General features: G+C 57.4%; 20 protein-coding genes and 1 pseudogene. 10 read left to right on the forward strand and 11 right to left on the reverse strand.

What is annotated here, in order from left to right:
• Nucleotides 1–44: 44 nt before the first annotated feature.
• From GQ39_RS30805 to GQ39_RS30845, 9 genes are all read left to right on the forward strand, one after another.
• Nucleotides 45–1784 (forward strand): type I secretion system permease/ATPase, encoded by a 1740-nt coding sequence (locus GQ39_RS30805; RefSeq protein WP_047539394.1) that lies wholly within the window; start codon nt 45–47, stop codon nt 1782–1784.
• Between the two features lie 13 nt (nt 1785–1797).
• Nucleotides 1798–3120, forward strand: coding sequence for an HlyD family type I secretion periplasmic adaptor subunit (locus tag GQ39_RS30810; RefSeq protein ID WP_090470256.1), 1323 nt, complete (start codon nt 1798–1800; stop codon nt 3118–3120).
• 23 nt (nt 3121–3143) lie between these two features.
• Nucleotides 3144–4529 (forward strand): TolC family outer membrane protein, encoded by a 1386-nt coding sequence (locus tag GQ39_RS30815; protein ID WP_047539433.1) that lies wholly within the window; start codon nt 3144–3146, stop codon nt 4527–4529.
• The gene (gmd, locus tag GQ39_RS30820) at nt 4526–5572 is read left to right on the forward strand and encodes a GDP-mannose 4,6-dehydratase (RefSeq protein WP_024015085.1); all 1047 of its coding nucleotides are present in this window, start codon (nt 4526–4528) and stop codon (nt 5570–5572) included. Before GQ39_RS30815 ends, gmd begins: the two co-directional genes overlap by 4 nt.
• Nucleotides 5573–5738: 166 nt before the next feature.
• Nucleotides 5739–9116 carry a glycosyltransferase family 4 protein gene (locus GQ39_RS30825; protein ID WP_047539401.1) on the forward strand — a complete coding sequence of 1126 codons (3378 nt, stop codon included), beginning with the start codon at nt 5739–5741 and terminating at the stop codon, nt 9114–9116.
• Between the two features lie 258 nt (nt 9117–9374).
• Nucleotides 9375–11237: a DUF4214 domain-containing protein gene (locus GQ39_RS31080; RefSeq protein ID WP_081998033.1), complete on the forward strand. Its 1863-nt coding sequence runs from the start codon at nt 9375–9377 to the stop codon at nt 11235–11237.
• A 139-nt stretch (nt 11238–11376) separates the two neighbouring features.
• Nucleotides 11377–12153, forward strand: coding sequence for an ABC transporter permease (locus GQ39_RS30835; protein ID WP_047539404.1), 777 nt, complete (start codon nt 11377–11379; stop codon nt 12151–12153).
• A gap of 72 nt (nt 12154–12225) precedes the next feature.
• Nucleotides 12226–13629, forward strand: coding sequence for an MBOAT family O-acyltransferase (locus tag GQ39_RS30840; RefSeq protein WP_047539407.1), 1404 nt, complete (start codon nt 12226–12228; stop codon nt 13627–13629).
• A 7-nt stretch (nt 13630–13636) separates the two neighbouring features.
• Nucleotides 13637–14626 carry a hypothetical protein gene (locus tag GQ39_RS30845; RefSeq protein WP_047539410.1) on the forward strand — a complete coding sequence of 330 codons (990 nt, stop codon included), beginning with the start codon at nt 13637–13639 and terminating at the stop codon, nt 14624–14626.
• Nucleotides 14627–14651: 25 nt separating this feature from the next.
• Here GQ39_RS30845 and GQ39_RS30850 read toward each other — a convergent pair whose 3' ends face one another.
• From GQ39_RS30850 to GQ39_RS30870, 5 genes are all read right to left on the reverse strand, one after another.
• The gene (locus tag GQ39_RS30850; RefSeq protein ID WP_047539413.1) at nt 14652–15608 is read right to left on the reverse strand and encodes a GDP-mannose 4,6-dehydratase; all 957 of its coding nucleotides are present in this window, start codon (nt 15606–15608) and stop codon (nt 14652–14654) included.
• A complete protein-coding gene (locus GQ39_RS30855) occupies nt 15580–16719 on the reverse strand; it encodes a glycosyltransferase (protein WP_047539416.1) in 1140 nt (379 codons plus the stop codon). Before GQ39_RS30855 ends, GQ39_RS30850 begins: the two co-directional genes overlap by 29 nt.
• Nucleotides 16716–18161, reverse strand: a complete 1446-nt coding sequence (locus GQ39_RS31085; protein WP_052193751.1) for a class I SAM-dependent methyltransferase — start codon at nt 18159–18161, stop codon at nt 16716–16718. The genes GQ39_RS30855 and GQ39_RS31085 overlap by 4 nt, the downstream gene beginning before the upstream one ends.
• On the reverse strand, nt 18145–19374 hold the full coding sequence (locus tag GQ39_RS30865) for an ABC transporter ATP-binding protein (RefSeq protein ID WP_052193753.1): 1230 nt from the start codon (nt 19372–19374) through the stop codon (nt 18145–18147). The genes GQ39_RS31085 and GQ39_RS30865 overlap by 17 nt, the downstream gene beginning before the upstream one ends.
• Before the next feature lie 143 nt (nt 19375–19517).
• Nucleotides 19518–20669, reverse strand: coding sequence for a glycosyltransferase family 4 protein (locus tag GQ39_RS30870; RefSeq protein ID WP_047539419.1), 1152 nt, complete (start codon nt 20667–20669; stop codon nt 19518–19520).
• Nucleotides 20670–20940: 271 nt separating this feature from the next.
• Between GQ39_RS30870 and GQ39_RS30875 the strand changes: the two genes are divergently transcribed.
• A complete protein-coding gene (locus GQ39_RS30875; protein WP_047539422.1) occupies nt 20941–22359 on the forward strand; it encodes a mannose-1-phosphate guanylyltransferase/mannose-6-phosphate isomerase in 1419 nt (472 codons plus the stop codon).
• A gap of 106 nt (nt 22360–22465) precedes the next feature.
• Here the strand turns inward: GQ39_RS30875 and GQ39_RS30880 are convergent, their stop codons facing one another.
• The 6 genes and pseudogenes from GQ39_RS30880 to GQ39_RS30900 all read right to left on the reverse strand — a co-directional run.
• Nucleotides 22466–23410 carry a DUF4214 domain-containing protein gene (locus tag GQ39_RS30880; RefSeq protein ID WP_152614049.1) on the reverse strand — a complete coding sequence of 315 codons (945 nt, stop codon included), beginning with the start codon at nt 23408–23410 and terminating at the stop codon, nt 22466–22468.
• A gap of 194 nt (nt 23411–23604) precedes the next feature.
• Entirely contained in the window at nt 23605–24567 is a 963-nt protein-coding gene (locus GQ39_RS30885; protein WP_011645027.1) for an SdiA-regulated domain-containing protein, read from the reverse strand.
• A 44-nt stretch (nt 24568–24611) separates the two neighbouring features.
• Nucleotides 24612–24692 (reverse strand): hypothetical protein, encoded by an 81-nt coding sequence (locus GQ39_RS33970; RefSeq protein ID WP_425335727.1) that lies wholly within the window; start codon nt 24690–24692, stop codon nt 24612–24614.
• Nucleotides 24689–24886, reverse strand: coding sequence for a hypothetical protein (locus GQ39_RS30890; protein ID WP_425335724.1), 198 nt, complete (start codon nt 24884–24886; stop codon nt 24689–24691). The genes GQ39_RS33970 and GQ39_RS30890 overlap by 4 nt, the downstream gene beginning before the upstream one ends.
• 5 nt (nt 24887–24891) lie before the next feature.
• Complete coding sequence (locus GQ39_RS30895; protein ID WP_011645025.1) at nt 24892–25743, reverse strand: universal stress protein; 852 nt, start codon at nt 25741–25743, stop codon at nt 24892–24894.
• Nucleotides 25744–25757: 14 nt separating this feature from the next.
• Nucleotides 25758–26091: pseudogene (locus tag GQ39_RS30900) on the reverse strand (STAS domain-containing protein); the annotation flags it as partial.

Here is a 26091-nt window from a genome sequence, read left to right on the forward strand (position 1 = left end):
GCTACACTCCCGCGCTTTTCCATACCCAGCGGCATTAGGAAATTATGCGTAACCTTCATGAAAACAGCTTGCAAGCTGCGCTGAAAGCTTGTAAAGGCAGTTTCATATCAGTCGGTATTTTCAGTTTATTTGTGAATGCCCTGATGCTTGTTCCTACCTTCTATATGCTCCAGGTCTATGGCCGAGTGGTAACAAGCGGTAGCATTTCTACGTTAGTGATGCTGACCATCATCATGACCGTGCTGGTTATCACGATGGGGTCCCTGGAGTGGGTCCGTTCGCGGATCATGGTTCGCGTCAGCACCAAGCTGGATGTATTGCTAAGCCGCGATGTATATAAGGCCAGTTTCAAGCGTTCACTGGAAAGTGGCGGTATGGATGCTTCGGCCCAGTCACTCAACGATTTGACAGGCCTGCGGCAGTTTCTAACGGGCAATGGATTGTTTGCTTTTTTTGATGCTCCGTGGCTGCCGATCTACATTGCTGTGATGTTCCTGTTCCATCCTTGGTATGGATGGGTCGCTATTGGTAGCGCCCTGGTGCTGCTATTCCTCGCCTACATGAATGAAAAGATGACAGGCAAGGCTTTAGGGCAAGCGAATAAAGAAAACATCGCTGCAACCCTGTACACGACTAAAAACCTGCGTAATGCCGAAGTAATCGAATCAATGGGGATGCTGAATACCCTCATGCACCGCTGGGGTATGCGTCAGAAAAATGTATTGATCCTTCAGTCCCAGGCCAGCGACAAGGGCGGGATAGTCAGTGCTGTTTCCAAAACCTTCCGCATGCTTATTCAGTCGTTGATCCTCGGTTTGGGGGCATATTTAGCCGTAAACCATGAGATCAGCCCTGGTTTGGTTATCGCAGGTTCGGTCTTGCTGGGACGTGCGCTGGCCCCTATCGACTTGATTATCGGTAGTTGGAAAGGCTTTATTGCCGCCCGATCGCAATATGACCGGCTCAACGACACTCTCGATAAGTTGCATGCAGAGCCAGAGCGCATGGCATTGCCTGCACCTCAAGGGCATGTATTGGTTGAGAACTTGATCGTTTGCCCTCCCGGTTCAAAAACGCCGATCTTGCGTGGCATCAGCTTTGGTGTCCCGGCCGGCTCTGTAGTCGGCATTATTGGCCCGAGCGCGTCAGGAAAATCCACGCTGGCCCGAGCATTGATGGGTGTATGGGCGCCCCAGAATGGTGTCGTACGCCTGGATGGTGCCGACATCAGCAACTGGGATAAAGACCAGCTAGGGCCTTACATGGGGTATTTGCCTCAGGACATTGAGCTCTTTGAAGGCACCATTAGCGAAAATATTTCACGCTTCACCGACGTCGATCCCGAGAAAGTGGTGCGCGCTGCCAAGACTGCAGGCGTACACGAAATGATTCTGTTGCTGCCCGATGGCTATGACACTGTCATCGGCAGTGAAGGGGTCAACCTTTCCGGTGGTCAGCGTCAGCGTGTCGGCCTGGCCCGTGCCATCTATGGTTCGCCGCGCCTTATTTTGCTGGATGAACCCAATTCCAACCTCGATGAGGTTGGTGAGCGTGCTCTGGCATCCGCTATCCAGGAGCTAAAGCTTACTGGGGCGACCATCTTCGTCATCACTCACCGCACCACCATCCTGTCTCAACTTGATCGGTTGCTCGTCATGAGCGCAGGTGGAGTCAGCATGTACGGTCCGCGTGATCAAGTAATGGAAGAACTCAACAAACAACAACTTGCCGCTCAACAAAAAGCTGCTCAAGTTGCCACGGGCACGGCTCCGGCCAGCGCCTGACAGGAAGATGTCGATGACCCGCTCTCTCAGTAATCAAACCGATAGCTTCGCTGATCTTCCGATTTCCGACCGAAAAACGCGTCGCCTCGGCTTTGGCATTGTGTTCGTGACTTTCGGCTTGTTCGGCACCTGGGCTGCATTCGCGCCACTCGATGGCGCTGTTTACGCCCCTGGTGTTGTCACCGTGCAGACTTACCGCAAGACGGTCCAGCACCTTGAGGGCGGTATCGTTAAAGACGTGCTGGCTCACGATGGTGACATCGTCAAGAAAGGTGATCCGCTGATCATCCTTGACGATGCCCAGCTGCGCTCCGAATACGAAATGACACGCAATCAGCTGATTGCAGCCAAGGCGATGGAAGCCCGCCTGATCGCAGAGCGGGACGACAAATCTGTCATAACGTTTGACCAAATGTACGAGCCTGAAAGTCCGCGGGGCATCGAAGCGCGTGCGGGTGAAACCGAGGTTTTCAATGCGCGCCGCGGTGCGCGCCTGGGCCAGATTGCAGTACTTCAAGAGCGTATTGGACAGTTAAACCAGCAAATCAAAGGTACCGATACCATCATTGGTACCAAGCAAAACCTTGAGCAGTCCTACACCGGTGAAATTGGTGATTTGAACGAATTGCTTGCTCAAGGCTTCGTCGATAAGCAGCGCATGCTGGAACAGCAGCGCAAGCTCGATATGCTCAAATCCGAAGTTGCAGATCATCGCTCTACCATTACCAAGACTCGCCTGCAGATCAATGAAACGCAATTGCAGATATTGCAAGTCAACAAGGATTTCAACTCCGACGTGGTTAAGCAGTTGTCTGAAATCCAGACCAAGGCTTATGACCTGCAAGAGCGTACGGCAGCACTGGAAGATCGCCTGAGTCGCATCATCATCCGCGCTCCGGATGACGGTATGGTCATCGGTATGACCGTTCATACCGTCGGCGGTGTTGTACGCCAGGCAACCCCTCTGCTGGATATCGTCCCGTCTGTCTCCGAGTTGATTGTCGAAGCTCAAGTCGCGCCTCAAGACATCAACCGCATCGCCATTGGAAAACTGGCGGACATTCGCTTTAGTGCGTTCAACAGCGCCACGACCCCCGTGATCGAAGGCAGTGTCACGAACATATCGGCAGACCGGTTAACCAATGAAAAAACCGGCCAGCCTTATTACCTGGCCAGAGTCAGCGTCACCGAGGCGGGTCTAAAAAAACTTGCTGATCGTAAGCTTCTGGCGGGTATGCCGGCTGACGTGCTGATTAATACGGGTGAACGCACCATGCTGCAATATCTGATGCAGCCAGCGCACAACGCTATCTCGCAATCGATGATTGAGGAGTGATTGTGCGTCTGTTTCCATGCCTGATGTTGGGAATGCTTGTGTTGCAAGCACATGCCGCCGAGCCGAAAACCGCTGAACCGTCGACGCCCAAACCGCCCCTCAAGAGTGTGAGTGCCAAGGATTACTCAGCTGATCTGATGCAACTCTACCGCGAGTCGCGCCTGGAAGATCCGCGGGTGCTGGCGTCTTACTCCCGGGCTAAATCCAGTGAGGAGCAGCAACGCGAGGCATTGGGTGGTCTATTGCCGCAAGTCACGGTCAATGGCGGCGCAAACCGGATTCGTCAAGAGAATGACCTCAGCCGTCAGTCCTATAACAGCGAAAACTACAGTATCAATCTGAGTCAGCACATCTATAACAAGGCTGCCTGGGAGAACTATCAGAAGTTCAAGAGCCTCGCCAAGCAATCAAATGACGAGTCTACTGAGGCGCGGGCAGAAGCCACCGTCGATTTGGCGCAGCGTTATTTCGCCGCCCTGGCGGCTGACGATGAGCTTGAATTGGTCCAGGCCGAACGCCGTGCAACGCAAAAAAACCTCGACCGAGTCAATGCCCTGTATAGCAAGCAACTGGCAATGATCACGGACCAGCTCGATATCCAGGCGCGTGTAGACGCCCTTGCTGCGCAAGAAGTGGATGCTCAAAACCAGGTGCGAGTGACCCGCGTTGCGTTGTCAGAAATTATCGGCCGTCCCGTCAAGGAGAAGTTGAGTCGCGTGCGCGATGACGTGGAATTGCAGGTTTCGGCCGAAAGCCTGGACAGCTGGGTGCAGTTGGCAGTGACAGACAACCCCCAACTCAAAGCCAGCCAAAACGCGGTCGAAGCGGCTCAGGCGGCTTTGCGCGGCGGCAAGGGTGGTCATTACCCTACGGTCAGCTTGAATTTAAGCGCGCAGAATACCAACGAAGGCTACAACAACGCCTTGGCACCAAAAACCGACAGCTATGTGGCGGGTATTGGGGTACAAATCCCGATTTACAGTGGCGGTTCGACGTCCGCCAGGGTGCGTGGTCTGTATGAGGACCAGTTGACTGCGGAAATGCAAATGGAGGCGATGCGCCGCCAGGTTGTCAAAGAAACCACCAATGCCTATTTGACTGCGGATTCGAGCGTCGAAAAAATACGGGCTAACCGCACCGCGTTGGCATCCGCGGAGAAGTCCAGTATTGCTGCAGAAAAGGCGTTTGCCTTTGGTGTGGTCAATGCCGTGGACGTGTTGACCGCGACACAAAACGAGTTCAAAGCTCGTCGCGATCTGCTAAAAACTCAATACGATTTCATTACGAACCTGTTCATCCTCAACCGCTGGGCTGGCAAGCTTTCCGAGGAAAGCGTCGAGAGCGTCAATGTGTGGTTGAGTAATAACAGCGCAACGAACCCTGTCTCCGACCGGAACATGAAGCAATGAACACAAGTAAAAAGTCAGTCATCATCACAGGCGTAACAGGTCAGGATGGTGCGTACCTTACCCAGCTGCTGCTGGAGAAGGGCTACAAGGTATATGGCACTTATCGTCGCACGAGTTCGGTTAACTTCTGGCGTCTGGAAGAATTGGGGGTTGCCTCCCATGAAAACCTGGAGCTGGTTGAACATGACCTCACTGACCTGGGCGCCAGCATCCGTCTGCTACAGAAAGCCGAGCCAACCGAGGTCTACAACCTTGCGGCTCAGAGCTTCGTAGGCGTCTCTTTCGACCAGCCAATCACCACCGCGGAAATCACCGGTATCGGTGCAGTAAACCTGCTGGAAGCGATCCGTATCGTTAATCCGAAGATTCGCTTCTATCAGGCTTCTACCTCGGAAATGTTCGGTAAGGTTCAGCAGATCCCGCAGACCGAAAACACTGATTTTTATCCGCGCAGCCCGTACGGCGTGGCCAAGCTCTATGCGCACTGGATGACCATCAATTACCGTGAGTCCTACGGGATTTTTGGTTCCAGCGGCATTCTGTTCAACCACGAATCCCCCCTTCGCGGTAAAGAGTTCGTAACCCGCAAGATCACCGACGCCGTTGCGCGCATCTCCCTTGGCATGCAGGATTGCCTGGAGCTTGGCAACATGGACGCCAAGCGTGACTGGGGCTTCGCCAAGGAATATGTCGAAGGTATGTGGCGCATGCTGCAGGCCGATGAGCCTGACACCTTTGTCCTGGCGACTAATCGTACCGAGACAGTTCGCGACTTCGTGTCCATGGCGTTCAAGGCCGTAGACATTGAACTGGATTGGAAGGGCAGTGCGGACAACGAACACGGTATCGACACCAAGACCGGCAAGACCGTTATTCAGGTCAACCCGAAGTTCTATCGTCCTGCCGAAGTCGAACTGCTGATTGGTGACCCCGAAAAAGCCAAGCGCGTACTTGGCTGGGAACCCAAGACTACGCTGGAAGAGCTTTGCCAGCTGATGGTCAAGGCTGACCTGGAGCGAGTGAAGGTCGGCAAGTCTTTCTGATATCGTTATAGATATCTAGCTAGCTAGTCATAAGGGTCGCGTGAAAACGCGGCCCTTTTTTATAGCGGTTGCCACGTAAACCGAATGCCGAATGCGGCCCACCTCTTTGTAGTGTTCAATAACACCCTCTTTTATTTTCTTTTCAATTTTCGTCCCAGGTCAGCTCATGCAAAACGAAGCAAAGGTCACCATCCACCAGTTCGCCATCAGTGTCAGTCACGGTGACGGCATCAGCAACGGGATGATGTTGACCCGCAAGCTGCTGCGCCTGGCAGGCGTCAAGTCGGATATCTATTGCATCCAACCGTCAGAGCAAATGGCCGGCGACGTACTGTGTATCGATGACTATCTGCCGGGCAGTGCCGATGCGTTGCTGGTGCATCACGGCATCGGAAACCCGGTTGAATCCTGGCTGCGTGATTTGCCCGAGCGCAAATTCATGGTGTTCCACAACATCACGCCGGGCGAGCTGTTCCCCGCCGATCACGTCATTCAGCCGATGCTGGCCCACGGCTGGGAACAGGTCGATAGCTGGCAGCACTGGCTGACGGGCAGTATTGCCGACTCCCGGCAGAACCTGCAGGAGCTGCTCAAGCGCGGGTATGACGAACACAAGGTGACAGAGATTCCATTGCTGGTGGACCTGGAGCGCATCGAGCCGCATGCGGTGCAGCGTCACGACACCCCGCGTCCGTTCACGTTGCTGTTCGTTGGCCGGATCATGCCGCACAAGAACCAGTTGGCCCTGGTCGAGGCATTCGCTCACCTGTTGCGCAGTGCACAAGTGCCGCTGCAGTTGTATCTCGTTGGCGGTTTTACCGTGGCCGATTACAAAGACAAGATTCAGGCGCGCATTCGCGAGCTCGGGATCGAAGCCTTCGTCAACCTGACCGGCAAGGTTGATGATGACACCCTCAACGCCCTGTACTGCCGAAGCGACTTGTTCGTGTCGTTGAGCAAGCACGAAGGCTTCGGCATGCCGCTGATCGAGGCCATGGCCCACGGTCTGCCGGTGTTGGCTTACGACGCGCCCAACAGCAACGTGGTTCACACACTCGGCAATGCAGGCCTGCTGCTGGACAACGCCGAGCCTCACGAAGTCGCGGCGACCATTGCTCAGATCATGGAAAACCCGGCGCTGCGTCGCAGCATGAAACGCTACGGCATCGAGCGCATGGACGAGTTTGGCTACCAACGGCTTTACGACCGCCTGAGCGCTTTCCTGGCCAAATTCGAGATCGTGTTGCCGCACCACACATTTCCGGTAGCGGTGCCGAAAGCAGCGGTGGATTACCGCATCGAGGGTCCATTCGACAGCACCTACAGCCTGGCGCTGGTGAATCGTGAGCTGGCCAAAGCGATCGCTGAACACGGCCACAAGGTCGCCTTGCGCGCCACCGAAGGGCCGGGGCCGATCCCGGTCGATCAGACATTCCTGCTGAACAACCCCGATTGTGCGGCCCTGCACGCACGCGCCGAACAACCGGCGAACACCGTGATGCGTCTGATGTACCCACCCCGGGTCACCGATATGCAGGGCGATCTGAACGTCATGTCTTGCTATGGCTGGGAAGAATCCTGCCTGCCGCAAGCCTACTGCCATGATTTCAACCATCAGACGCACTTGATCACCAGCATGTCCAGCTGGGTGACCACCACGTTGCAGGACAACGGCGTGACCGTGCCCTTGGCCACGGTGGGCCTGGGCGCGGACCATATCCTCAAGGCGGACATCGATTTCGACAGCCTGCCGGCCATGCCGCAGGTGACCAGCGAGCGCCTGAAGCTGCTGCACGTATCGTCCTGCTTTCCGCGCAAAGGCGTCGACGTCTTGCTCAAGGCCTACGGCCAGGCCTTCACCGCCGAGCACGCGGTGGTGCTGATTATCAAAACCTTCCCCAACCCGCACCACAACATCCAGCAGCAGTTGGCGGATTGGCGTGCCGAGTTCCCATCCGCGCCTGCGGTCGAGTTGATCGAACAGGATCTGCCGGACTCTGCCCTGCGCGCGCTGTACACCTTGTCCGATGCATTGGTCGCGCCTTCGCGAGGGGAGGGCTTTGGCCTGCCGCTGGCAGAAGCGATGCTGCATCGCTTGCCGGTGATCGTGACGGGGCAGGGCGGTCAGACGGATTTCTGTACCGAACAGACCGCCTGGCTCATCGACTACCGTTACGAGCGTGCTCGCACTCACCTGAAAGCCAGTGCCTCAGTATGGTTTGAGCCGAGCAGCGAACACTTGGCCGGTCTCTTGGGCGAGTTCTACCAGGCCTGGAGCAAAGGTGATCTGAACGAGATGACCGCCGAGCGTGTCGAGGCTGCCGATGCCTTGATCCGCAGCCGCTTCACCTGGTCACACGTGGCCCAGGCCAGCGTCGAGGCCATTGCCGAGGCCAAGCGTCAGCCGTTACTCAAGAAAGCGCCGCGGCTGGGCAGCGTCACCACCTGGAACAGTGCCTGCGGCATTGCGACCTACAGCGCCAAACTGCTCGAGCCGGCCTTTGGTCTGGAGTGCCATGTATTCGCCAACGATGACGCAGTACTGACCAGTGCCGATCAGGGAAACATTGAACGCTGCTGGAGCGCGGGCGATTTCGATCCGTTGGATCGACTGAAAGCCGCTATTGAACGCTCCGGCGTGGATACGTTGCTGCTCCAGTTCAACTTCTCCTTCTTCGGGCTGCAGGCGTTCGCTTCGTTGCTGGATTGGGCGCATGGCCGCGGCATCCGTACGCTGGTGGTTTTCCACTCCACGGCCGATGTTCAGCATGGCGACAAGCTCAAGTCGTTGTCCGACATGCGGGAGTCGCTGGCCGGTTCAGAGCGCCTGCTGGTACACAGTGTGGGTGACCTCAATCGCCTTAAAGGCTTTGGCCTGAGCAAGAACCTGCTGCTGTTCCCTCATGGGGTCATTGATACCCCGGCGCCGGCGCCGGGACCGCGTCAGAAAGCCGCCAACCTGACAGGCAAAACGATTATTGCCAGTTACGGCTTTTTATTGCCCCACAAAGGCATGCCGGAACTGATCGAGGCGTTCGCCCTATTGGCCAAGCATGACGACGCTCTGCACCTGCTATTGGTCAATGCTGAATATCCGGTACCCGCTTCGGCAGCGCTTGCCGAAACCTGCCGTCAGCGGATTCAGGCGCCGGATCTGGCGGGACGAGTCACCTTGATCACCGACTACCTGCCTGACGAGGAGTCTCTGGCGTGGCTGGGAATGGCCGATGCGATCGTGTTCCCGTATCAACATACCCAAGAGTCTTCGAGTGCTGCCGTACGTTGGGGCCTGAGTACCGGTCGTCCGATTTTTTGCACCCCATTGGCCATCTTCGAGGACGTGGCGGATGCCGTGACCTTCCTCCCGGGCACTGATAGCCAATCAATGGCAGATGGTTTGCGTAAAAATCTTGACGCCGGCCCGCTGGCTCGGCAGGCCGATTGGATCCGCAACCATGGATGGTCCACGGTTTCGGCCCGTCTACGTAACGTTTTAATCGCCCTCTCTGCTGAAAGTATTAAAACTTTAGTGGTCAGAAAGTAACCAAATATTTTATTTTTTTTTCAGAAAGTTCCTACAGACAAGATGAAAAAGAAGGGGGTCGGCTATTGTTCCGCCGCTAATTTGGCATGTATGATCGCCCGGCAATTGCCAGTTATCACTCTGAAGGACTTAAAAAAGTCCCGGAAAAATAACTGGCACAGGGTCAGTGAAAGCTGATTTCCCATAAAGGGGGCCACGGCCTACCGGGACGTGGCAACAGGCTGGGGCCGACGGGCTCTCATCCGAACGGAAGCCTGGATGTCGATATCGACTCATATTGGAGATGAAAACGTAATGGCTATTACCACTGCACAGATTCAACAGCTGTATGTTGCTTACTTGGGCCGCGCTGCAGACAAGGCTGGCCTGGATTACTGGTCCCAGCAACTGAACGCTGACAAGCCTGTTCTGACTCTGGAAAGCCTGCGCGCTAACTTCGTTAACGAGCAACCAGAGTACGTTAACGCTTACGCCGGTCTGTCCCGTTCCGACACCGTTGTTAAAATCTACAACAACCTGTTCGGTCGTGCTCCAGACGCTGCTGGCCTGGCTTACTGGACTACTGGTGGTGGCGCTACCGTCAACGCTGACCAACTGCTGACCGCTTTCGTTGCTGGTGCTGGCGCGACTGACGCTAAAATCATCGCCAACAAAGTACTGGTTTCCGAAGTTTACACTTCGACTGCTGGCGCTAACTACAACGCGGCTGATGCCAAGTCCATCATTTCTAAAGTTGACGACACTGCTGCTAGCGTGACCGCAGCGGTAGGTCACCTGACCGACGGCAGCCTGAGCGGTATCGCCATCCCGGAAAGCGTTGCAACTCTGAAAGTTGCTCTGGCTGCTGACGCTGCCAAAACCGCTTTCGAAACCACCAAAGTTGCTGACGTACTGGCTCTGGAAAAGCAACTGGTTACTCTGTCGACTGCAAACGCACAGCTGGCTGACCAGACTCAAACAGCAGCTGACACCGCTGACTACGCGACCCTGACTGCTGAGCTGGCTGGCGATCTGACTGCAGCTCGTGCTGGTGCACTGGGTGGCAAGACCACTCTGCAACTGACTGGCGATGCAACCGTTGCCGCTGCTGATCTGGTTGCTGCTCGTGCAGCCCTGGTCGCTAAGGACGCTGCTTCGATCGACAAGATCACTACATACGAAAAAGCTGCTGTAGCCTTTGCTGCTACTTCGCAAGTTGCTGGTCCTGATGCTGCTCAAGCAGTTGCTACCCTGGCTGCCTACGGTGCCAACGCTGCAAACGCCACCGTCTGGAACAAAGCTCTGACTGATGCTGGTATCGACAAAGCTGTCGTTACTACTGCAGCTGCTCAGGCTCAGGCGATCTACGATTTCCTGGCTAACAAAGATACCTCGGCTACTAACGTTGCCAAAATTGCTACCGATTTCTCGGGCGTGAGCAACTTCACTGCCGTTGGTACTCTTGCTGCTAAAGACCAGGCTTACAACAAGGCTTTCGATGCATTCACCAAGGCTGACACTGCAGTTAAAGCAACTGCTGAAGGCACTACTTGGGCAAACGACTACCAAGCTGACGCAACTGCCAAAGCTAAAGTAGACGCTTCCAAGTCTCTGGACGCTCTGGAAAGCTCGTACAAAGCCATTGCTGATGCTTACACCGCTGCTGGCGACGCTAAAGTTGCCGCAGACGCCAAAGTTACTGCTGATCAAGTCCTGGAAAAACTGGGCGATGCTGCTGGCGTGATCTCCGGTGACGGTACTGCTGTTGGTAACGTAAACAAAGCCGACGTGTTCTACTTCGCTGCTGGCAAAGTAACCTCTTCGGACGGCGCTGTAACTCTGGAAGCTGGTAAAGACACCATCTACCTGGGCGAAGGCTACACTCTGAACAAGACTGCTACCATCGACGCTACTGGCATCCACGGTGCCAACAACAGCGCGCTGGAAGTATTCTTCTTCAAAGACGCTGCATCGGGCAAAGTCAACGCAGTTATCGAAACTGCAGCTGAAGGCAACACCACTGTTGTCAACAACAGCTTCGCTGCATCGACTACTGACAAAGTATCGATCATCGAACTGGTTGGCGTTACCGACGTTTCGCAAGTTGCTTTCGCGAACGGCGTTATCAGCCACGTAGCTTAATTGCCTCGTGATTGATAGTTGTGATGGGCTTCGGCCCATCGCAAGCTGATCTCAAGAAAACCCGCCCCTTAAAAGGCGGGTTTTTTTATAGCTGGAGAGTGCGTATCCTCTGGCCCTTTCTTCTGTACCGGATGGCCTGATGAACTGGAACCTGATTCTCAACTTCACTCGCCAGGATCTGATCGACAGGCATTCTGCTTCCATGCTCGGCGCGGCCTGGACCTTCATTCTGCCGCTGATCAACATCCTTATTTTTACCCTGGTGTTTTCCAGCATCATGGGCATGCGCTTGGGCGGGTTGGGCCAGGATCTGGGGCCTTGGGGCTATAGCGTCTATCTGGTCAGTGGTCTGCTGGCCTGGAACTGCTTCTCTGCCACGCTGACGCGTATCACTCAGGTCTTTCACGAAAAAGCCCACCTGATCGGCAAAGTACGGATGTCGCTGTGGTCGCTGCCTTTATATGTAGTGCTGAGCGAAACCGTGCATTATTTGATCGCCACCGGTTTCTTCATGATTTTCTTGATCGCCATCGGCTTTAACTTCACCTGGAGTTTGCTGTGGTGGATCCCGATTTTCCTGTGCCAGCAATTGCTGGCCTACGCGCTGGGCATCACCTGCGCGATCCTCTCGGTGTTCATGCGTGACATCAAGGAAGTGGTCGGCGTGGTCGTCCAGTTCTGGTTCTGGCTGACGCCGATTGTGTATGTCGCCAATATCCTGCCTGGTTTCATCCAGCATCTGGTGGCGCTTAACCCGTTCTACCACCTGGTGCTCGCGTACCGGGCAGCCCTCATCACCGGGCAAATGCCCAACCTGTTTGCAATCGGTGTGTTGACGCTCTTCTCGTTGGGATTGTTGACCGTTTCGATCTGGGTCGGTCGGCGCCTCGAGCGCGATATACGCGACTTCCTGTAACGGGAAGTTCTTCGATAACTGCAGCGGGCGCCTTGCTCGCTGTGCCTGCCAGTACCTCATCAAGTAGTCCTAATGATCTTCAGTTCGTATGCATTCCTGCTGCTGTTTTTTCCGGCGGTTTACGGTCTGTTTCTGCTGTTGCGGCGTTTTCGTCTCGAGCAGCCGGCATTGGCAATGTTGGTCATTTCCTCGTTGGTGTTTTATGGCATGTGGAGCTGGCGCTACCTGGGGCTGTTACTGGGGCTGATTGTCGTCAATTACCTGCTGGGCCTGCAGCAGGTGAAAACCCGCCGCAAGCTTTGGTTGGTCGTGGCGGTGGTGTTCAACCTGTCGGTGCTTGCGTACTTCAAGTACGCGGGGTTCTTTTTCTCTTTTTTGCCGTCCTCCGCCAGCTGGCACATCATTTTGCCGCTCGGCATTTCCTTTTTTACCTTCCAGAAAATTGCCTGGCATATGGACCTGTACCGCCGCCGTCTGCCGGACACGGGCACGATGCTCGAGTACAGCTTCTTCGTGTGTTTTTTCCCGCAACTGATCGCCGGCCCCATTGTTCATGCCCGTACCCTTTTTCCGCAGATAGCCGCAGGCTGGTTCAATCGACCACTGACCTGGCAGCTGGGTATTTCGCTGCTCACCGTGGGGCTGATGAAGAAGGTGTTGCTGGCTGATCCGCTGGCACCAGGCGTCGCCGCGCTGTTCGATCACGCCCAGGCAGGGGACGCGTTGCCGGGGCCGAGTGTGCTGCTGGCCGGGTTGAGTTACGGCCTTCAGCTGTATTTCGACTTCTCCGGCTATGCGGACATGGCCATTGGCTTGGGCCTGATGTTCGGCATCAAGCTGCCGGCGAACTTCCGCTCTCCTTATAAGAGCGCCTCGATCATCGAGTTCTGGCGCCGCTGGCACATCACGTTGTCGCATTTCCTGCGTGACTATCTGTACATCACGCTGGGCGGCAATCGGCGTGGGCGCCTGATGGCCAACAGCAACTTGATGATCACCATGCTGTTAGGCGGACTTTGGCATGGCGCGGGGTGGCAGTTTATTTTGTGGGGCGGCCTGCATGGCCTGTTGTTGGTCATCAACCACTATTGGCGGCACCTGAGCCGCTGGCGGCTGCCGCGGGTTGTCGCAGTGCCGTTGACCTTGTTGGTGGTGATGTTGGCCTGGATTCCGTTCCGTGCCGACTCGCTGACCACCAGCCTGCACATGTTCAAAGGGCTGGCCGACTGGCGCTGGACCTGGGCTTTCGAGCCCTTGGTACTGCTTCGGGAAGTGGCCAGCATGCACATCGACAAGAGCTTGCCCTGGGTCTGTGTGGCGCTGCTGGCGATGGTCCTGACCTTGCCGGGCAGCCGCCGTTTGTGCCTGACGTTGGGTGCATTTGGCCGCGGTCTGCTGGTGACCGTCGGTTTATTCATGGTGCTCAAGGCGCTGGCCGGTGCACCGGATCGCGCCTTCCTGTATTTCAACTTCTGAGGTGGCCATGAAATCGGAGACGTCATCTCGTGGTTTTCTACGGGGCGCCTTGCTGGGCTTGGCGCTGGTGGGCGGGCTGTGGCTGTTGATGTTGGCCGGACAGCTCGGGCGCCCTGTGCCCAGCACGCATTGGGTCGAAAAGGCCTACGAGTACAAATTGGCCCAGGCGAACACGATCCAACAACCCAAGGTGCTGGTGGTCGCAGGCTCCGCGGCGATGTTCGGCGTGGACTCCAAGGCCGTGGCCGAGGCCTTGGGCCGTCCGGTGGTCAACCTGGGCGTCAATGCCGGGATCCTGCCGCCCTACATCCAGAGCTACGCCCGACAGGCCATCAAGCCCGGCGACTGGGTTGTGCTGCCGGTGGAATACCCGATGTTCCATGGTCGCTATTCGATCAACATGTCCTTCATCGATTACTGGTGGGGGCACCCGGGATTTCGGCGCCTGGACGTGAACCTGGTGCAGCTGGCCCAGGTGTTCTGGCTGACGCCGGTTTTACGCGTCGTCGATGGCTACCGGGGCTTGCCATCGGGTTTCAAGGTGAGCGGGTTATACGGCCCACAGAACCTCGACCAACACGGCGATCAGATCAACACCCAATCCAGTCAGCAGGAAGTCTGGATGCATGAATTGGTTGAGCGTTCAGGGGTTGAGCGTTATGGCGCGCAGGCCCACGCCTGGAACGCCAACTGGGCCAGTTGGAAGGCGCTGGCCGATGAAGTGACGGCGGCCGGTGGATGTGCCGTGTTCGTGCCGCCACCGATGCTCGATCGGGCGGATTACCACCAGGGCAAAGAGCGCCGTTACTACGCTTCCCTGCCGGAACAGGCACGTTTACACGGGTTGAACTATGTTGGCTCGCCGCTGGATACGCTGTATCCGATGGACCGCTTCTTTGACACCAACTACCACCTCAACGCCGCCGCCCGACCCCTGTACACCCGTCACCTGATCGAGCTGGTCAAACCTGAGTTCGACCGGTGCAAGGCCCATTAGGGCAGGGGCAGAAGCGAGCTTGTGCTTAATCGGTGTGTTTGACCTGCTCGCGCCAGTAGTCCAGCAATTCCTTCAGGGTCTGCTCCAGCGGGATGCTGGGTGTCCAGCCGGTGCATTGCATGAGGCGTGTGCTGTTGCCGAGTGCGACCGGAATATCGGAAGGGCGCAGGCGCTCAGGGTCCAGTTCCACCGTGATGGTGGCGCTGCTCAACGACAGCATCAGGTCGAGGACCTGCCGGATCTGCAGCGAGCGGCCGCTGGCGATGTTCACGCAGTTTGGGTGGCCTGGTTTGTCGGCCAGTTTCAGCAGCTCGATGTAGGCGTTGCAGACGTCCTGGACGTCGAGGAAATCCCGGGTGGCTTCCAGGTTGCCGACCTTTAGCACCGGTGCTTGCTGACCCGCTTCGATCAGGGCGATCTGCCGGGCGAACGAAGCGCTCACAAAATCAGGGCTCTGCTGGGCGCCGATGTGGTTGAACGGGCGGGCAATCACGCCTTTGATGCCTTGGCGGAAGTATTCGCGGAACGCGCTTTCGGCCGCCACCTTGCTGGCCGCATAAGGGTTTAGCGGCTCGCACGGCGTCAGTTCATCCAGCGCCAGGCCCGATTTGAACGCGGCGCCATAGACTTCCGAAGAGCTGGGAAACAGCACGAATGCATCCGGCGCCTGCAACCGGATCGCTTCAAGCAGGTTCATGCTGCCCATGACGTTGGTCTGCCAGGTGCGCAGCGGCTCCTTGAAGCTGGTCGGCACATGCGAGACAGCCGCGAGGTGCACGACGTGGCTGGGCTTGTCCTGCGCCATGGCCTGCTCTAACGCGTCCGCGTCCCGGATGTCGCACACCAGGTGCTCATCGGCGCCGTGGTCGGCCCGGGGCTCGCTACTGCTCAGCGCGATCACTTGATAGCCCACGTCCTGCAGGCGGCGCGTCAGTATCTTGCCAACGAAGCCGTTAGCTCCTGTGAGTAGTAGACGTGGCATCCGGTTTTGCTCCATCACAAGGCGGTAAAAATTCAAGCTGACCGAGCCACTGCACCAGCGCGTCGCGCAGGTTGTCGCGCTCATAGCGCTGCAGGTTACGCAGGCCGGCAGCGATCGTCGTTTCCCGCAGGCCGGGCTCGGTATTGAGCAAATGACAGGTCAATGCGAAGACGATCGGATCGTCGCTGTCCAGCAGCAGTCCACCTTCGCCCAGGGTATCGGGGATGTTGGAACGTGCCTGTGTGACCACCGGAAGCGAGGCATAGTTCGCCTCCAGCAACGGCATGCAAAAGCCTTCGTGGGCGCTGGCACACCAGTATTGATGGGCATTGCGGTACAGCCAGCGCAACTCCGGCTCGGAGCATTTGCCAACCAGCAGAACCTGATCCTGCAGGCCGAGATCAAAGATGTACTGCTCCAGCCCCCGGGCATAGGCTTCGCTGGTGGTGCCGCCGACCAGGATCAGACGCTGCGGCGGTTGGCTGGAGTCAGCCTGCTTTTGCAGCTGCAGCAGATGGTAAAACGCCTCGATCAGCAGGTACTGGCGCTTGTTCTCCGCCAAACGGCCCACCGCCAGGTAGTACCGGGTGTCGCTCGCTTGCCGGGCGATGAACCCGGGTTCTGCAGTCGGCCCTTCCAGCCGGCGGGTATCGACCAACAAGGGCAAGGTCTTGCTGCGTGGGTAGCCAGCGGCAATCAGTTCGCTCTGGTTCAGCGGTGAGTCGGCCAGGGCATGGACGAACTCGTCACGCCATTGCTCAAGCTGCTCCAGGCCCATTTCGGCATAGCGACGCAGGCCGCTTCCCGCGGGGAAGAACTCTGGCGGCGTGATGTTGTGATAGACCAGTGCCTTGGGGCAGCGCTGGTCCAGTAGCCATGGGCCGTGATCGTGGCCCATGGAGTGGTGATACAGCAGCAGCGAGCATTTGGACGGATGAAAGGTACGTGCGGGCAGCACTTCCCCGGCCATCTGCTCGGGGATGTTGAAGCTGTAGATGTGCGACTCGTAACCCAGGTCGCGCAGCAGGCTTCGAGTGAACAGCAGGCCGTTGGTAACGCCGTCCCCGGCGGCAACGCTGGGGGCGAATTGATCGATGCGAACTGGGGTCATGTCAGGCTCTTGCTGGCCACTACGGCATAGTCCTGAGGACCGTAGAACAAGGCATCACAACGGCGAGCGACTTCAGAATCTTCATTCAGTGCGTACTCGCGCGGGATCGGGTTGAGGCGATGGATCTGTACCTGCTCAAAGCCCTTGAACTCCACCAGGAACTCGGTGAAAGCCGGCGGCAGCGGATGCAGGTGCGTCGGGTCGGTGTAGAAGTGCGTGGCGGCACTGACCAGGTTTTCCGGGTTCGGTGTTTCGAAGATGATCACGCCGCCGGGAGCGAGTACGCGCTGGCATTCATCCAGCAGGGTGTTGAACTGTTCGAACGTCAGGTGCTCGATCACATGGAACGCGGTGACCGCCGCCAGGCTGTTCTCCGGCTGCTGGGCCAACCACAACAGCGCGTCCTGCTGCACGGCGCTCAAACCCTGCTCGTGACAGGCCTCGACATTCATCGAGTTCAGATCGACGCCGATGCGCGAGTAGTGTTCAGGCAACATTTGCAGCCATTCACCACGGCCGCAGCCGATGTCCACCAGCGGTAACCCGTGGTTGAGCGGCACGATCGCATCGAGGATCGGCAGGTAATAGGACTGGCGACCACGGATGGTTTCGGCGTCGCCCCGGAAACGGTTTTCGAAGGCCAGGTAAAAACTGTCCGGGATGTTGCTTTGGTGTTGCAGAACAGCCGGTACCGCTGCGGCAGTCTCTTGCGGCGCGGCGACAGCCACCTGGCGCGGCTGGCGCTCCAGCTGCTGCAGGCGGGCGCGCAGCTCTTGTTGCACGGTCCGGGACTGTTTCAGTTCGGCTTCCAGGCGTGCGAATTGTTCCGCCTGGTGTTTTTGCGCTTCGTGGTGCTCCTGCAAGACTTTTTGGTGGTCTTGCAAATAGGTATTGAGTTCCTGAAGGTGAGTCTGGAACTGATCCTTGTTGCTCAGCATTTCGCCGTTGTGTTGCTTGATCTGGCGGGTCAGCAGGTCCAGGCGGGCGATGTAGTGGCGGTTACGCGCCTCAGTCAGCAGCAGGCCGTAGGCGCTGAGAATCAGTTTGCCTACCACCGGGATGCGGCGAATGGTGTTCTTCAGACGCGCTCGGCGCAGGCCTTGTACATCAGCATTGTGCGCGTTGCCTTCAGGCGAGTAACGCAACTCGGCCAGGACCTCGAATTTGTCCCAGCCCGAACGCAACTTGTGCAGGGTGCTCTGCAGTTCACTGTTTTCGGCCTTGCGACCGATCAGGGTTGGGTAGGCGGCGCGGGCCAGCGCCTCGTCCTCCAACTGGATCAGCTGCATCCAGCCATACGGGCGGTCATAGCGATCGGCCGGCGAAGGGTTGAACACCGGGAGCGCGCGCTCGCTATTGCCCAGCCGATAACGCTCGACCTCGGCCTCGATGCGACGGTTGAGTTCCTGGAAGTCGAGGTCCGGGTTATTGGGTATCAGCATTACTTACAGTTCCGTTGAAAGTCTCGGATGGCATTTCCTGGAGCGTCGGAGCCAGGTCGCATACGCCGGCGAAGAATGTCCCGGTAATACCGGCCACCTCGAAACCAATGGCGTTGTCCCGCCAGTGGTAACAGTTAATGGTGTGATCGGCGCCGTCATGCAGGGCAAGCGTGATTGTATATTTGCCCGGCGCCAGTCGCATCGGGAAGTTGTAGCGCAGGTGCTTGCGCTCACCGTTGACCAGGGCGATCGGGAAGCTCAGGTAGTGGCTGTTGGTGCCGAAGATGTCCTGGCCGAAACGGTCCCGGATCATCAGGCCCAGCGAAACATCCGGCAGATCGGACTGCGCGGCGATCGTCACATCCAGGGTTCCGGTGTCGCCACTGGCCAGTATTGAGCTTTGCGAGTTCTGTCCGCAGAAGGTGACGTCTTCGAGAATCGCCTGGCGCGTGCCGTAACCGGCTTCCAGCAACTCACGTTTGCTGTATTCCTCTTCGTCGGCCCCCAGCAACTGGTTATAGATGTTGACGGCATCCTCAGGATCGCCGTCGGCAACGATCTTGCCCTCGCTCAGGACAATGGCGCGATCGCAAATCATCTTGACCGCATTCAGGTCGTGGGAAACGAAGATGATCGAGCCGCCGTTGGCGCGGAATTCCTTGATGCGGCGCATGCACTTCTGCTGGAAGTGGCCGTCACCGACCGAAAGCGCTTCGTCGATCAGGAAGGTGTCCGGGTTGGCATGGATGGCAATGGAGAAGGCCAGGCGCATGTTCATGCCCGAGGAATAAGTGCGGATCGGCTCATGGATGAACTCACCCAGCTCTGAGAACTCGACGATCGCCTGGCGGCGCTCCTCGATCTGCTGGCGAGTCATGCCGAGCAGCAGGCCGTTGCCGGTGATGTTCTGCAGGCCGCTCAGATTGGGGTCGAAACCCGTGCCAAGTTCCAGCAAACCGGTGACCCTGCCGGTGATCTTGATCTGGCCCGCGTCAGGCAGCAGGACACCGTTGAGCATCTTCAGGAGCGTGGACTTGCCAGCGCCATTGCGGCCAAGAATGCCCAGCGTTTCTCCGCTGGCAACACGAAACGAGATGTTGTCTAACGCCCTGTGTGTGCGGTGGAAGCTGCGGCGCATGACGACTTCTTTGAGCCTGTGCCAGGGTCTGTTGTAGAGCTTGAACTCTTTGCAGACGTTTTCCACTTCAAGCATGCATGTAACTCTTCAATAGGTATGACATTTCGAAAATTGCCGCATGGGCGCTATGTCATGGGGAATCAGGGGCGGAGACTAGCATGCGCAGCCATTTCAAGCAGTTAATGCCTCGAACTGCGCTGGCACTAAAGGAAGACGCTTCAGCCGTTTTTCAGCACCTTGCGATACACATCCAGTGTCTGCCTGGCGCATTCATTCCAGTTGTAGTGATGGGCGCGGGCCAGGCCGAGCTGGATTTTCTCTTCGCGCAGCGTCGACTGGTCCAGCACGTCCTGCATGGCCGCACTGATGCTCTCGACACTGTAAGGGTCGACCGGCCACGCTGCATGGCCGCTTACCTCGGGAACCGAGGTGCTGTTTGAGGCGATCACCGGGCATTGTGCCGCGAACGCCTCGATAACCGGCAAGCCGAAGCCCTCATACAACGATGCGAACACCAACGCGCTGGCGCTTTGCAGCAAGGTCAAGACGTCCGATTGCGGCAGGTAGCTGAGCCAGCGGCCTTCGCCTTTCTGCTCCAGGGCATGCAGCTGCGGCAGCAACTCTTCATTGTTCCAGCCATCACGTCCAACAATGACCAGCGGATGCGCCTTGCGCACCGTGTCGGGCAGTTGCTGGAAGGCTTGCAGCACCCGCAACAGATTCTTGCGCGGTTGCAGAGTGCCGACAAACAGGAAGAACCCGGGCTGCAGGCCATGCTTGTCCAGGACGGCGCGGCGTTGCTCGGCTTCGATGCGCTCGAAGTAGATCGGCTCCACGCCCAATGGCGTCACGCTGATGCGCTCGGGGGCGATCTTCAGGTGCTCGACCATGTCCTGCTTGCTGTATTCGGAAATGGTGATGATGTGGTCGGCTTTGCGGATCGCGGTGGCGAACAGCCAACTCTTGAGGCTGCGCAGGTCGTTCTTGATCCACTCGGGGTGCAGCATCGGGATCACGTCCATGATGGTCGCAACCGTGGGTACACCGTGGATTCGCGGGATATGGTGATCGGTCGCATGAAACAGATCGATGTCCCTGGCAATCGCCCGCGAGTTAGGCAATGGAAGCTTGAGGATACCGCTCAGCAGAGCATGCACCGGGTAGCGCACGGCCAGCTGTTTGGGCGTGCCGCAGGCCATCGATGGCAAGTCGCGACCGAATGCATAGGGTTTTAGCTGGATATCGGAACCGCTGCCCTGGATGGTCTGGTCCAGGCCATCCCATAACGCACGTGAGTAAGTTCCAATACCGTCCAGGTGTCCAGCGCGCTCGCCGGCAGCCCAGACCGTACAGCTCAAGCCAATCTTCATTCTTCAACGATCTCGATCAACGAATTGCATAAATGGCTCGCCAGCCAGTGACCTGATTTCATTGTGTAGAGGTGATTGGAAATCAGGGCGCGGAGCCTAACATGACTGAGAGATTCAGGCATTTTTAGCACTTCACCCGCCATTAGCCTGCAACATCGTCATCCGTGCTCATACCCGGCCTTCATGTCGCTATCCATATTGCATCCCTATTACACCCCCCGGATAATGTCTGCCCTTCGCTACGCCCTCGTGGCACAAGACTGGAGCTTCTATGTTTACCCCTGTAATCCTGGCTGGCGGTAATGGTTCACGTTTGTGGCCTCTATCGCGTCAGAGCTTTCCCAAGCAGTTTCTCGCCCTGGATGGGCAAGATCAGGGGACGATGTTTCAACGGACGTTGGCTCGGCTGCAGGGGCTGGAGCATTCACCCGCGATCATCGTGAGCAATGAGCAGCACCGTTTCATTGTGGCCGAGCAACTGCGGGTGGCGAAGATGACCAGCCGCCGGATCATTCTTGAGCCGCTGGCTCGCAACACCGCGCCAGCCATTGCTTTGGCTGCTTTGGAAGCCACTGCCGACGGTAGCGATCCGATCCTTTTGGTGCTGGCTGCCGACCACCATATCCATAATGAAAAGGCATTCCGTGACTCGGTGTGTCAAGCTCAGGCCTATGCGGAAAAAGGGCATTTGGTGACGTTCGGCATCACGCCAACCCACGCCGAAACCGGTTTTGGCTACATCCAGTGCGGGGCTGCCATCGATCAGGGCGGTTTCGCGATCGCCGCCTTCAAGGAAAAGCCTTCGCTGGAAGTGGCCGAGGAGTACCTGTCTTCGGGTGCTTATCTGTGGAACAGCGGCATGTTCATGTTCCGCGCCTCGGTGTTCCTGGCCGAGCTGAAGAAGCATCGCCCGGACATTCTGGCCACCTGCCACGTGGCGCTGGAACACGCCGAAGCGGACAGCCACTTCCTGCATGTGCAATCCGAGCATTTCGTGATGTGCGCCGATGAGTCGGTGGACTATGCCGTGATGGAGCACACCGACGCCGGTTTGGTGGTGCCGCTGGATGCCGGTTGGAACGACCTGGGCAGTTGGGCGGCGATCTGGGACGTTGGCCCGCACGACGCCCACAAGAACCGCCTCGAAGGCGACGTGATGGCCATCGATACCCGCAACTGCCTGGTGCAATCGCATCACCGCTTGGTGGCCACCGTCGGCCTTGATGACTTGATTGTCATCGAAACCAAGGACGCCGTGCTGGTCGCCAACAAGAACGACAGCCAGCAGGTCAAGGATGTGGTCAAGCGCCTGCTGGTCGAAGAGCGCGCCGAGTTTGTCACCCATCCACTGGTCAACCGTCCCTGGGGCCACTACGACACGGTCGACAAGGGCGAGCGCTATCAGGTCAAGCGGATCAGCGTGTTACCGGGCGAGTGCCTGTCGTTGCAGCTGCATTACCATCGTGCCGAACACTGGATCGTGGTGTCGGGTACGGCTCGAGTGATCTGTGGTGACAATGAATTGATCCTTTCCGAGAACCAATCCACGTATATCCCGCTGGGGGTCAAGCATTCGCTGTCGAACCCGGGCAAGGTGCCATTGGAATTGATCGAAGTGCAGTCAGGGGTTTACCTGGGTGAAGACGATATCGTGCGCTTCGAAGACCGCTACGGACGCTTGGCTAAATAATTAGCGGTCCCGTCTTCAGGATGAAAAAGGGCAGCCTCGTGGCTGCCCTTTTTGTTTATCAGACCGTGAAGCCGGGTTTTATCCCGGCAGACTTGCCACTTCCTCCTTAGAAGTGCAGGTCCCAGTCTGTGGTCGCCAGCTTGTGCCCTGTCATTTCTACTGAGGTCACAAAGCCATTTGCCACGTCAGCGATGGTGCTGCCGTTGTTGAGCGCATTAACCCAGTAAGCCTTACCCGCAGCGTCTGCTGCACGACCAAAGACAGCTTGGTAGAGCACGTCGACATCGTGGCTGGCATCACCATTTAGGCCGAAACCGCGGGCGATGCTTTCCGCGTTGCCGAGGATGTTGACGGTGACGGTCCCAAGGGACGCGCCGTTGGATTGCAGCGCCCCCCAGTAGTCGAAGCCACCGATATCGGCCTGGCGCCCCAGGACGGTGTTGTATAGCCCGGCAAGGATGGTTAATTCGTCACGGCTCTGCACGGCAACTGCACCGTCGTTGAACATGATGTTTTCAGTGTTGGTGATGGTGATTTGCTGAGTCGGATCGGCTTTGTCGGTGACCAGTACGTAACCATCATATTGGTCGATGCTGTAGGCCGATTGTGCCTTGGTGAATACGGCCACATCGTTGCCGGTCCCCGCGTTGAGATGGACAGATGTGGCGGTGCTGAGCGGGTTTTCGTGGGTGATGTTGATATTGTTGACGCTCGCCGTGCCCGTGCCGGAAGACGTCCCAGTGGAGCCCAGACCATAGTGAAGCTGATCGTCACCGGCGCCTGCGAAGACCTGGCTAGGCGTGCTGATGGCAAGGATGAACGTCTGGCTGGCGGCATCACCGGTGAGGATTTGGCCTGCTGTGCTGCCGGTCACTGAGGCAGCACCGACCATGGCGGCGAAGTCGACTTTGTCCAGGACGATGCTGCTCTTGCTCGTCAGTGCGCTGGTGTCGACGACCAGCGCCGTGTGTTGCGAGGTGCTGGAGGTGCCGGTCAGGGTCAGCGGTGTCGATGACGTGGCCAAGGTGTTCTGCACGATGATGGTGTTCACCAGTAACGGCACGTCAGGCGACAGCAGAGTGAGGAAATCAGTGCCGTCGCCCGTCAGATGGTTTTGGTCCTTGGCATCATGAGTGGTCGTTTGCGCTTTAATCGCAGCAATCGGGGAGCCCGCAGAATTCGGAAAAAATCGTACGCTAACAGCTCAAGTGTCCCGACCACGCCCGACAGTAGCTTGTTGGCTGGTCAATCTGGTTCACGGGTAAAGCGATAGAACAGGTTTGGCTCACTGACCACGTACAAATACCCTTCATCATCGATGGTTACGCCTTCGGCCTGGGGTATGCCTTTCAGCAAACCAGCAAAACCCCTCGCCAAGGAACGGAAACTCACCACCTTGCCCTCATCGGTCATTTCAATCAGCAGTTTCGACTCGTCGCTGAGCAGTATGAGATGGCCACTCTGTTGGTCGAAGACGACCGAAGACAAGTCAGTGGCAAATACCTTGTCCTTTACCAAGTTGGACAGGTCGCGCACGTGCAGGGAAAAACCTCCTGCCAGGCTGGCACGAAGGCCGCCCACTTCCAGCAATTGGCGAGGGTCACGCTCCTTGGTCACAAACAAGCGATCACCTTTCAGGTCGTAGGCGAGCCCTTCAAGGCCTTTGTTGTCCTCCTTGCCAAGCGCCAGGGTCAGAGCTGGATACTGGTCCCGGCTCAATGAACGATCGGGAGAAAGCTTACCGTCTTCGGCGATGGGGACATCCACAATAACCAGGCTCTGCCGGCGCTCCTCGGCGATTACCAGCTGGCCGTTGCCGGCATAGGAGACCGCCTCCACATCGTGGAAGCCATCCAGGTTGTAACGCCTTTCCACATCACCGTCACGACTAAGGGCCAATAGTTCGTTTGGGCCGTTGGTGACTGCCCACAGCAGGTTTAGGTCAGGGTCAAAGGTCAGACCCGAAAGATTGTTGTCCACACCGGGGACCGCCTTAGCATCCAGTTCAACCCGATAGCCAGGCAGCCACACAGAGCGCTCCTGCCAATCGTCGGTGTGCCAGCTGGTCTTTATCCAGAAGTACAAACGATCATCAAGGTGATGGGTGCGGACTTGGAATACGGTGAGCAACACAAGGCACAGCAGTGCCCACATCCAAGCGCTTGCTTTCCGTGTTCGGCTCAGCCAGTTTTTAGCCATCAAATACATTAGGAGCCTCGTTATTTGGGCTGACGCCACGAGTCGTGACGATTTCAATCCGACTCGGTGCGACTCGCACAGGTGATGCACAATGGCGTGGCCGGATCGAACTCCAGACGGCCCGAGGCGATCAACTCGCCGCATTGGTTACACCAGCCATCATTGCTTGCTGCTGGAGTGCATCAATTCTCGACAGACGCCCTACCTTGCTTTGATCCAGCTCTACCGATTGCGAGCGAGACTCAGCGTCTTCCAGCAATTGATCCAGCTCGGCAGCCCGCTGTTCCAGCAGGGTCTTGAAATGGGCAAGATCCAGGGCGTCGTCCATGGACATTAACGCAGCAGTAACAACGGACTGGTGGTGGTGCGGAGCATGCTGGTCGTGGTGCTACCGACCAGGAACTGCCGGATACGTGAATGGCCATAGGCCCCCATCACCAGCAGATCAATGCCATGCTCTTTCTGATAGGCGTGGAGGGTAGGCTCTATCTCGCCGTTCAGGGCCTCGGCGCGAACAGTGAATCCGGCGTTGAGCAGCACTTTCTGCGCCCAGTCCAGCTGCGCCGACGATTCGTCGCTCACGGGCCCAACCATGACCAGGTGGATCGGCAGCCCCTTCAGCAGGGGGCTGGCCGCCAGCATCTCCACACCCTTGCGGGTAGTAGCGCCGCCATCGAAGGCGAGCATCGCGCTCTCAGGCTTTTGGAAGTTGGCCGGGGTGACCAGAATCGGTCGGTGCATGATACGGATCACGCTCTCCAGCTGGCTTCCGACATGCTGACTCAGACCACCGCTAGATTCGCCCTGGCGACCGATGACCAGCAGGCGCGTTTCGGTTTGCAGCTCTTGCAGGCTTTCCAGCAGATCGCCATGACGTTGCTTGGACTCCGGCGCGGCCACGCCATCCTTAATGGCCCGCTCTTTTGCGGCCGCAAGCATGATCCGCCCTTGTTCAAGGGCCAACTTGCCACGCTGTTCATCCAGGGAAGCAAGCTCATCGAGCAGATGCTCGCGGCTGCCAAGGCCGATATTGCCACTCAGATCGGCCGTAACCGGGTACTGGCGCTGATCCAGCACATGCAGGAAGGTCAGCGGGGCTTCCAGGCTCAGACTGGCCCAGGCCGCGTAGTCGCACACGGCTGGAGCCGAGGCGGAAGCGTCTATACAGGCAATTACTTGGGTCATTGTTGTTCTCCTTCTTAGTGGCCCATGAGTTGATCAATGGCGTCGGGTTTATCGTGAACACCGAAGCGATCCACGATAGTGGCGCTCGCTTCGTTGAGGCCCAGCACTTCAACTTCGGTGCCTTCGCGGCGGAATTTGATGACCACTTTGTCCAAAGCGGCAACGGCGGTGATATCCCAGAAGTGAGCACGGTTCAGGTCGATGGTTACCTTGTTTAGGGCTTCTTTGAAGTCGAAGGCCGCGACGAACTTGTCTGCCGAGCTGAAGAACACCTGGCCGGTGACGTTATAGCTACGATGCTCGCCGGCTTCGTCCAGCCAAAGAGCTGATCGCCATGTAATGGCCAAC

The organism is Pseudomonas sp. 11/12A (assembly GCF_000800055.1).
In the GTDB taxonomy this organism is placed as follows: Bacteria; Pseudomonadota; Gammaproteobacteria; order Pseudomonadales; family Pseudomonadaceae; genus Aquipseudomonas; species Aquipseudomonas mohnii.

What these genes read in the sequence shown, in the direction of transcription:
- GQ39_RS30805 (WP_047539394.1), top strand. Translation starts at nt 45, where the DNA reads ATGCGTAACCTTCATGAAAACAGCTTGCAAGCTGCGCTGAAAGCTTGT.
- GQ39_RS30810 (WP_090470256.1), top strand. Translation starts at nt 1,798, where the DNA reads ATGACCCGCTCTCTCAGTAATCAAACCGATAGCTTCGCTGATCTTCCG.
- GQ39_RS30815 (WP_047539433.1), top strand. Translation starts at nt 3,144, where the DNA reads ATGTTGGGAATGCTTGTGTTGCAAGCACATGCCGCCGAGCCGAAAACC.
- gmd (WP_024015085.1), top strand. Translation starts at nt 4,526, where the DNA reads ATGAACACAAGTAAAAAGTCAGTCATCATCACAGGCGTAACAGGTCAG.
- GQ39_RS30825 (WP_047539401.1), top strand. Translation starts at nt 5,739, where the DNA reads ATGCAAAACGAAGCAAAGGTCACCATCCACCAGTTCGCCATCAGTGTC.
- GQ39_RS31080 (WP_081998033.1), top strand. Translation starts at nt 9,375, where the DNA reads ATGTCGATATCGACTCATATTGGAGATGAAAACGTAATGGCTATTACC.
- GQ39_RS30835 (WP_047539404.1), top strand. Translation starts at nt 11,377, where the DNA reads ATGAACTGGAACCTGATTCTCAACTTCACTCGCCAGGATCTGATCGAC.
- GQ39_RS30840 (WP_047539407.1), top strand. Translation starts at nt 12,226, where the DNA reads ATGATCTTCAGTTCGTATGCATTCCTGCTGCTGTTTTTTCCGGCGGTT.
- GQ39_RS30845 (WP_047539410.1), top strand. Translation starts at nt 13,637, where the DNA reads ATGAAATCGGAGACGTCATCTCGTGGTTTTCTACGGGGCGCCTTGCTG.
- GQ39_RS30850 (WP_047539413.1), bottom strand. Translation starts at nt 15,608, where the DNA reads ATGCCACGTCTACTACTCACAGGAGCTAACGGCTTCGTTGGCAAGATA.
- GQ39_RS30855 (WP_047539416.1), bottom strand. Translation starts at nt 16,719, where the DNA reads ATGACCCCAGTTCGCATCGATCAATTCGCCCCCAGCGTTGCCGCCGGG.
- GQ39_RS31085 (WP_052193751.1), bottom strand. Translation starts at nt 18,161, where the DNA reads ATGCTGATACCCAATAACCCGGACCTCGACTTCCAGGAACTCAACCGT.
- GQ39_RS30865 (WP_052193753.1), bottom strand. Translation starts at nt 19,374, where the DNA reads ATGCTTGAAGTGGAAAACGTCTGCAAAGAGTTCAAGCTCTACAACAGA.
- GQ39_RS30870 (WP_047539419.1), bottom strand. Translation starts at nt 20,669, where the DNA reads ATGAAGATTGGCTTGAGCTGTACGGTCTGGGCTGCCGGCGAGCGCGCT.
- GQ39_RS30875 (WP_047539422.1), top strand. Translation starts at nt 20,941, where the DNA reads ATGTTTACCCCTGTAATCCTGGCTGGCGGTAATGGTTCACGTTTGTGG.
- GQ39_RS30885 (WP_011645027.1), bottom strand. Translation starts at nt 24,567, where the DNA reads ATGTATTTGATGGCTAAAAACTGGCTGAGCCGAACACGGAAAGCAAGC.
- GQ39_RS30890 (WP_425335724.1), bottom strand. Translation starts at nt 24,886, where the DNA reads ATGGACGACGCCCTGGATCTTGCCCATTTCAAGACCCTGCTGGAACAG.
- GQ39_RS30895 (WP_011645025.1), bottom strand. Translation starts at nt 25,743, where the DNA reads ATGACCCAAGTAATTGCCTGTATAGACGCTTCCGCCTCGGCTCCAGCC.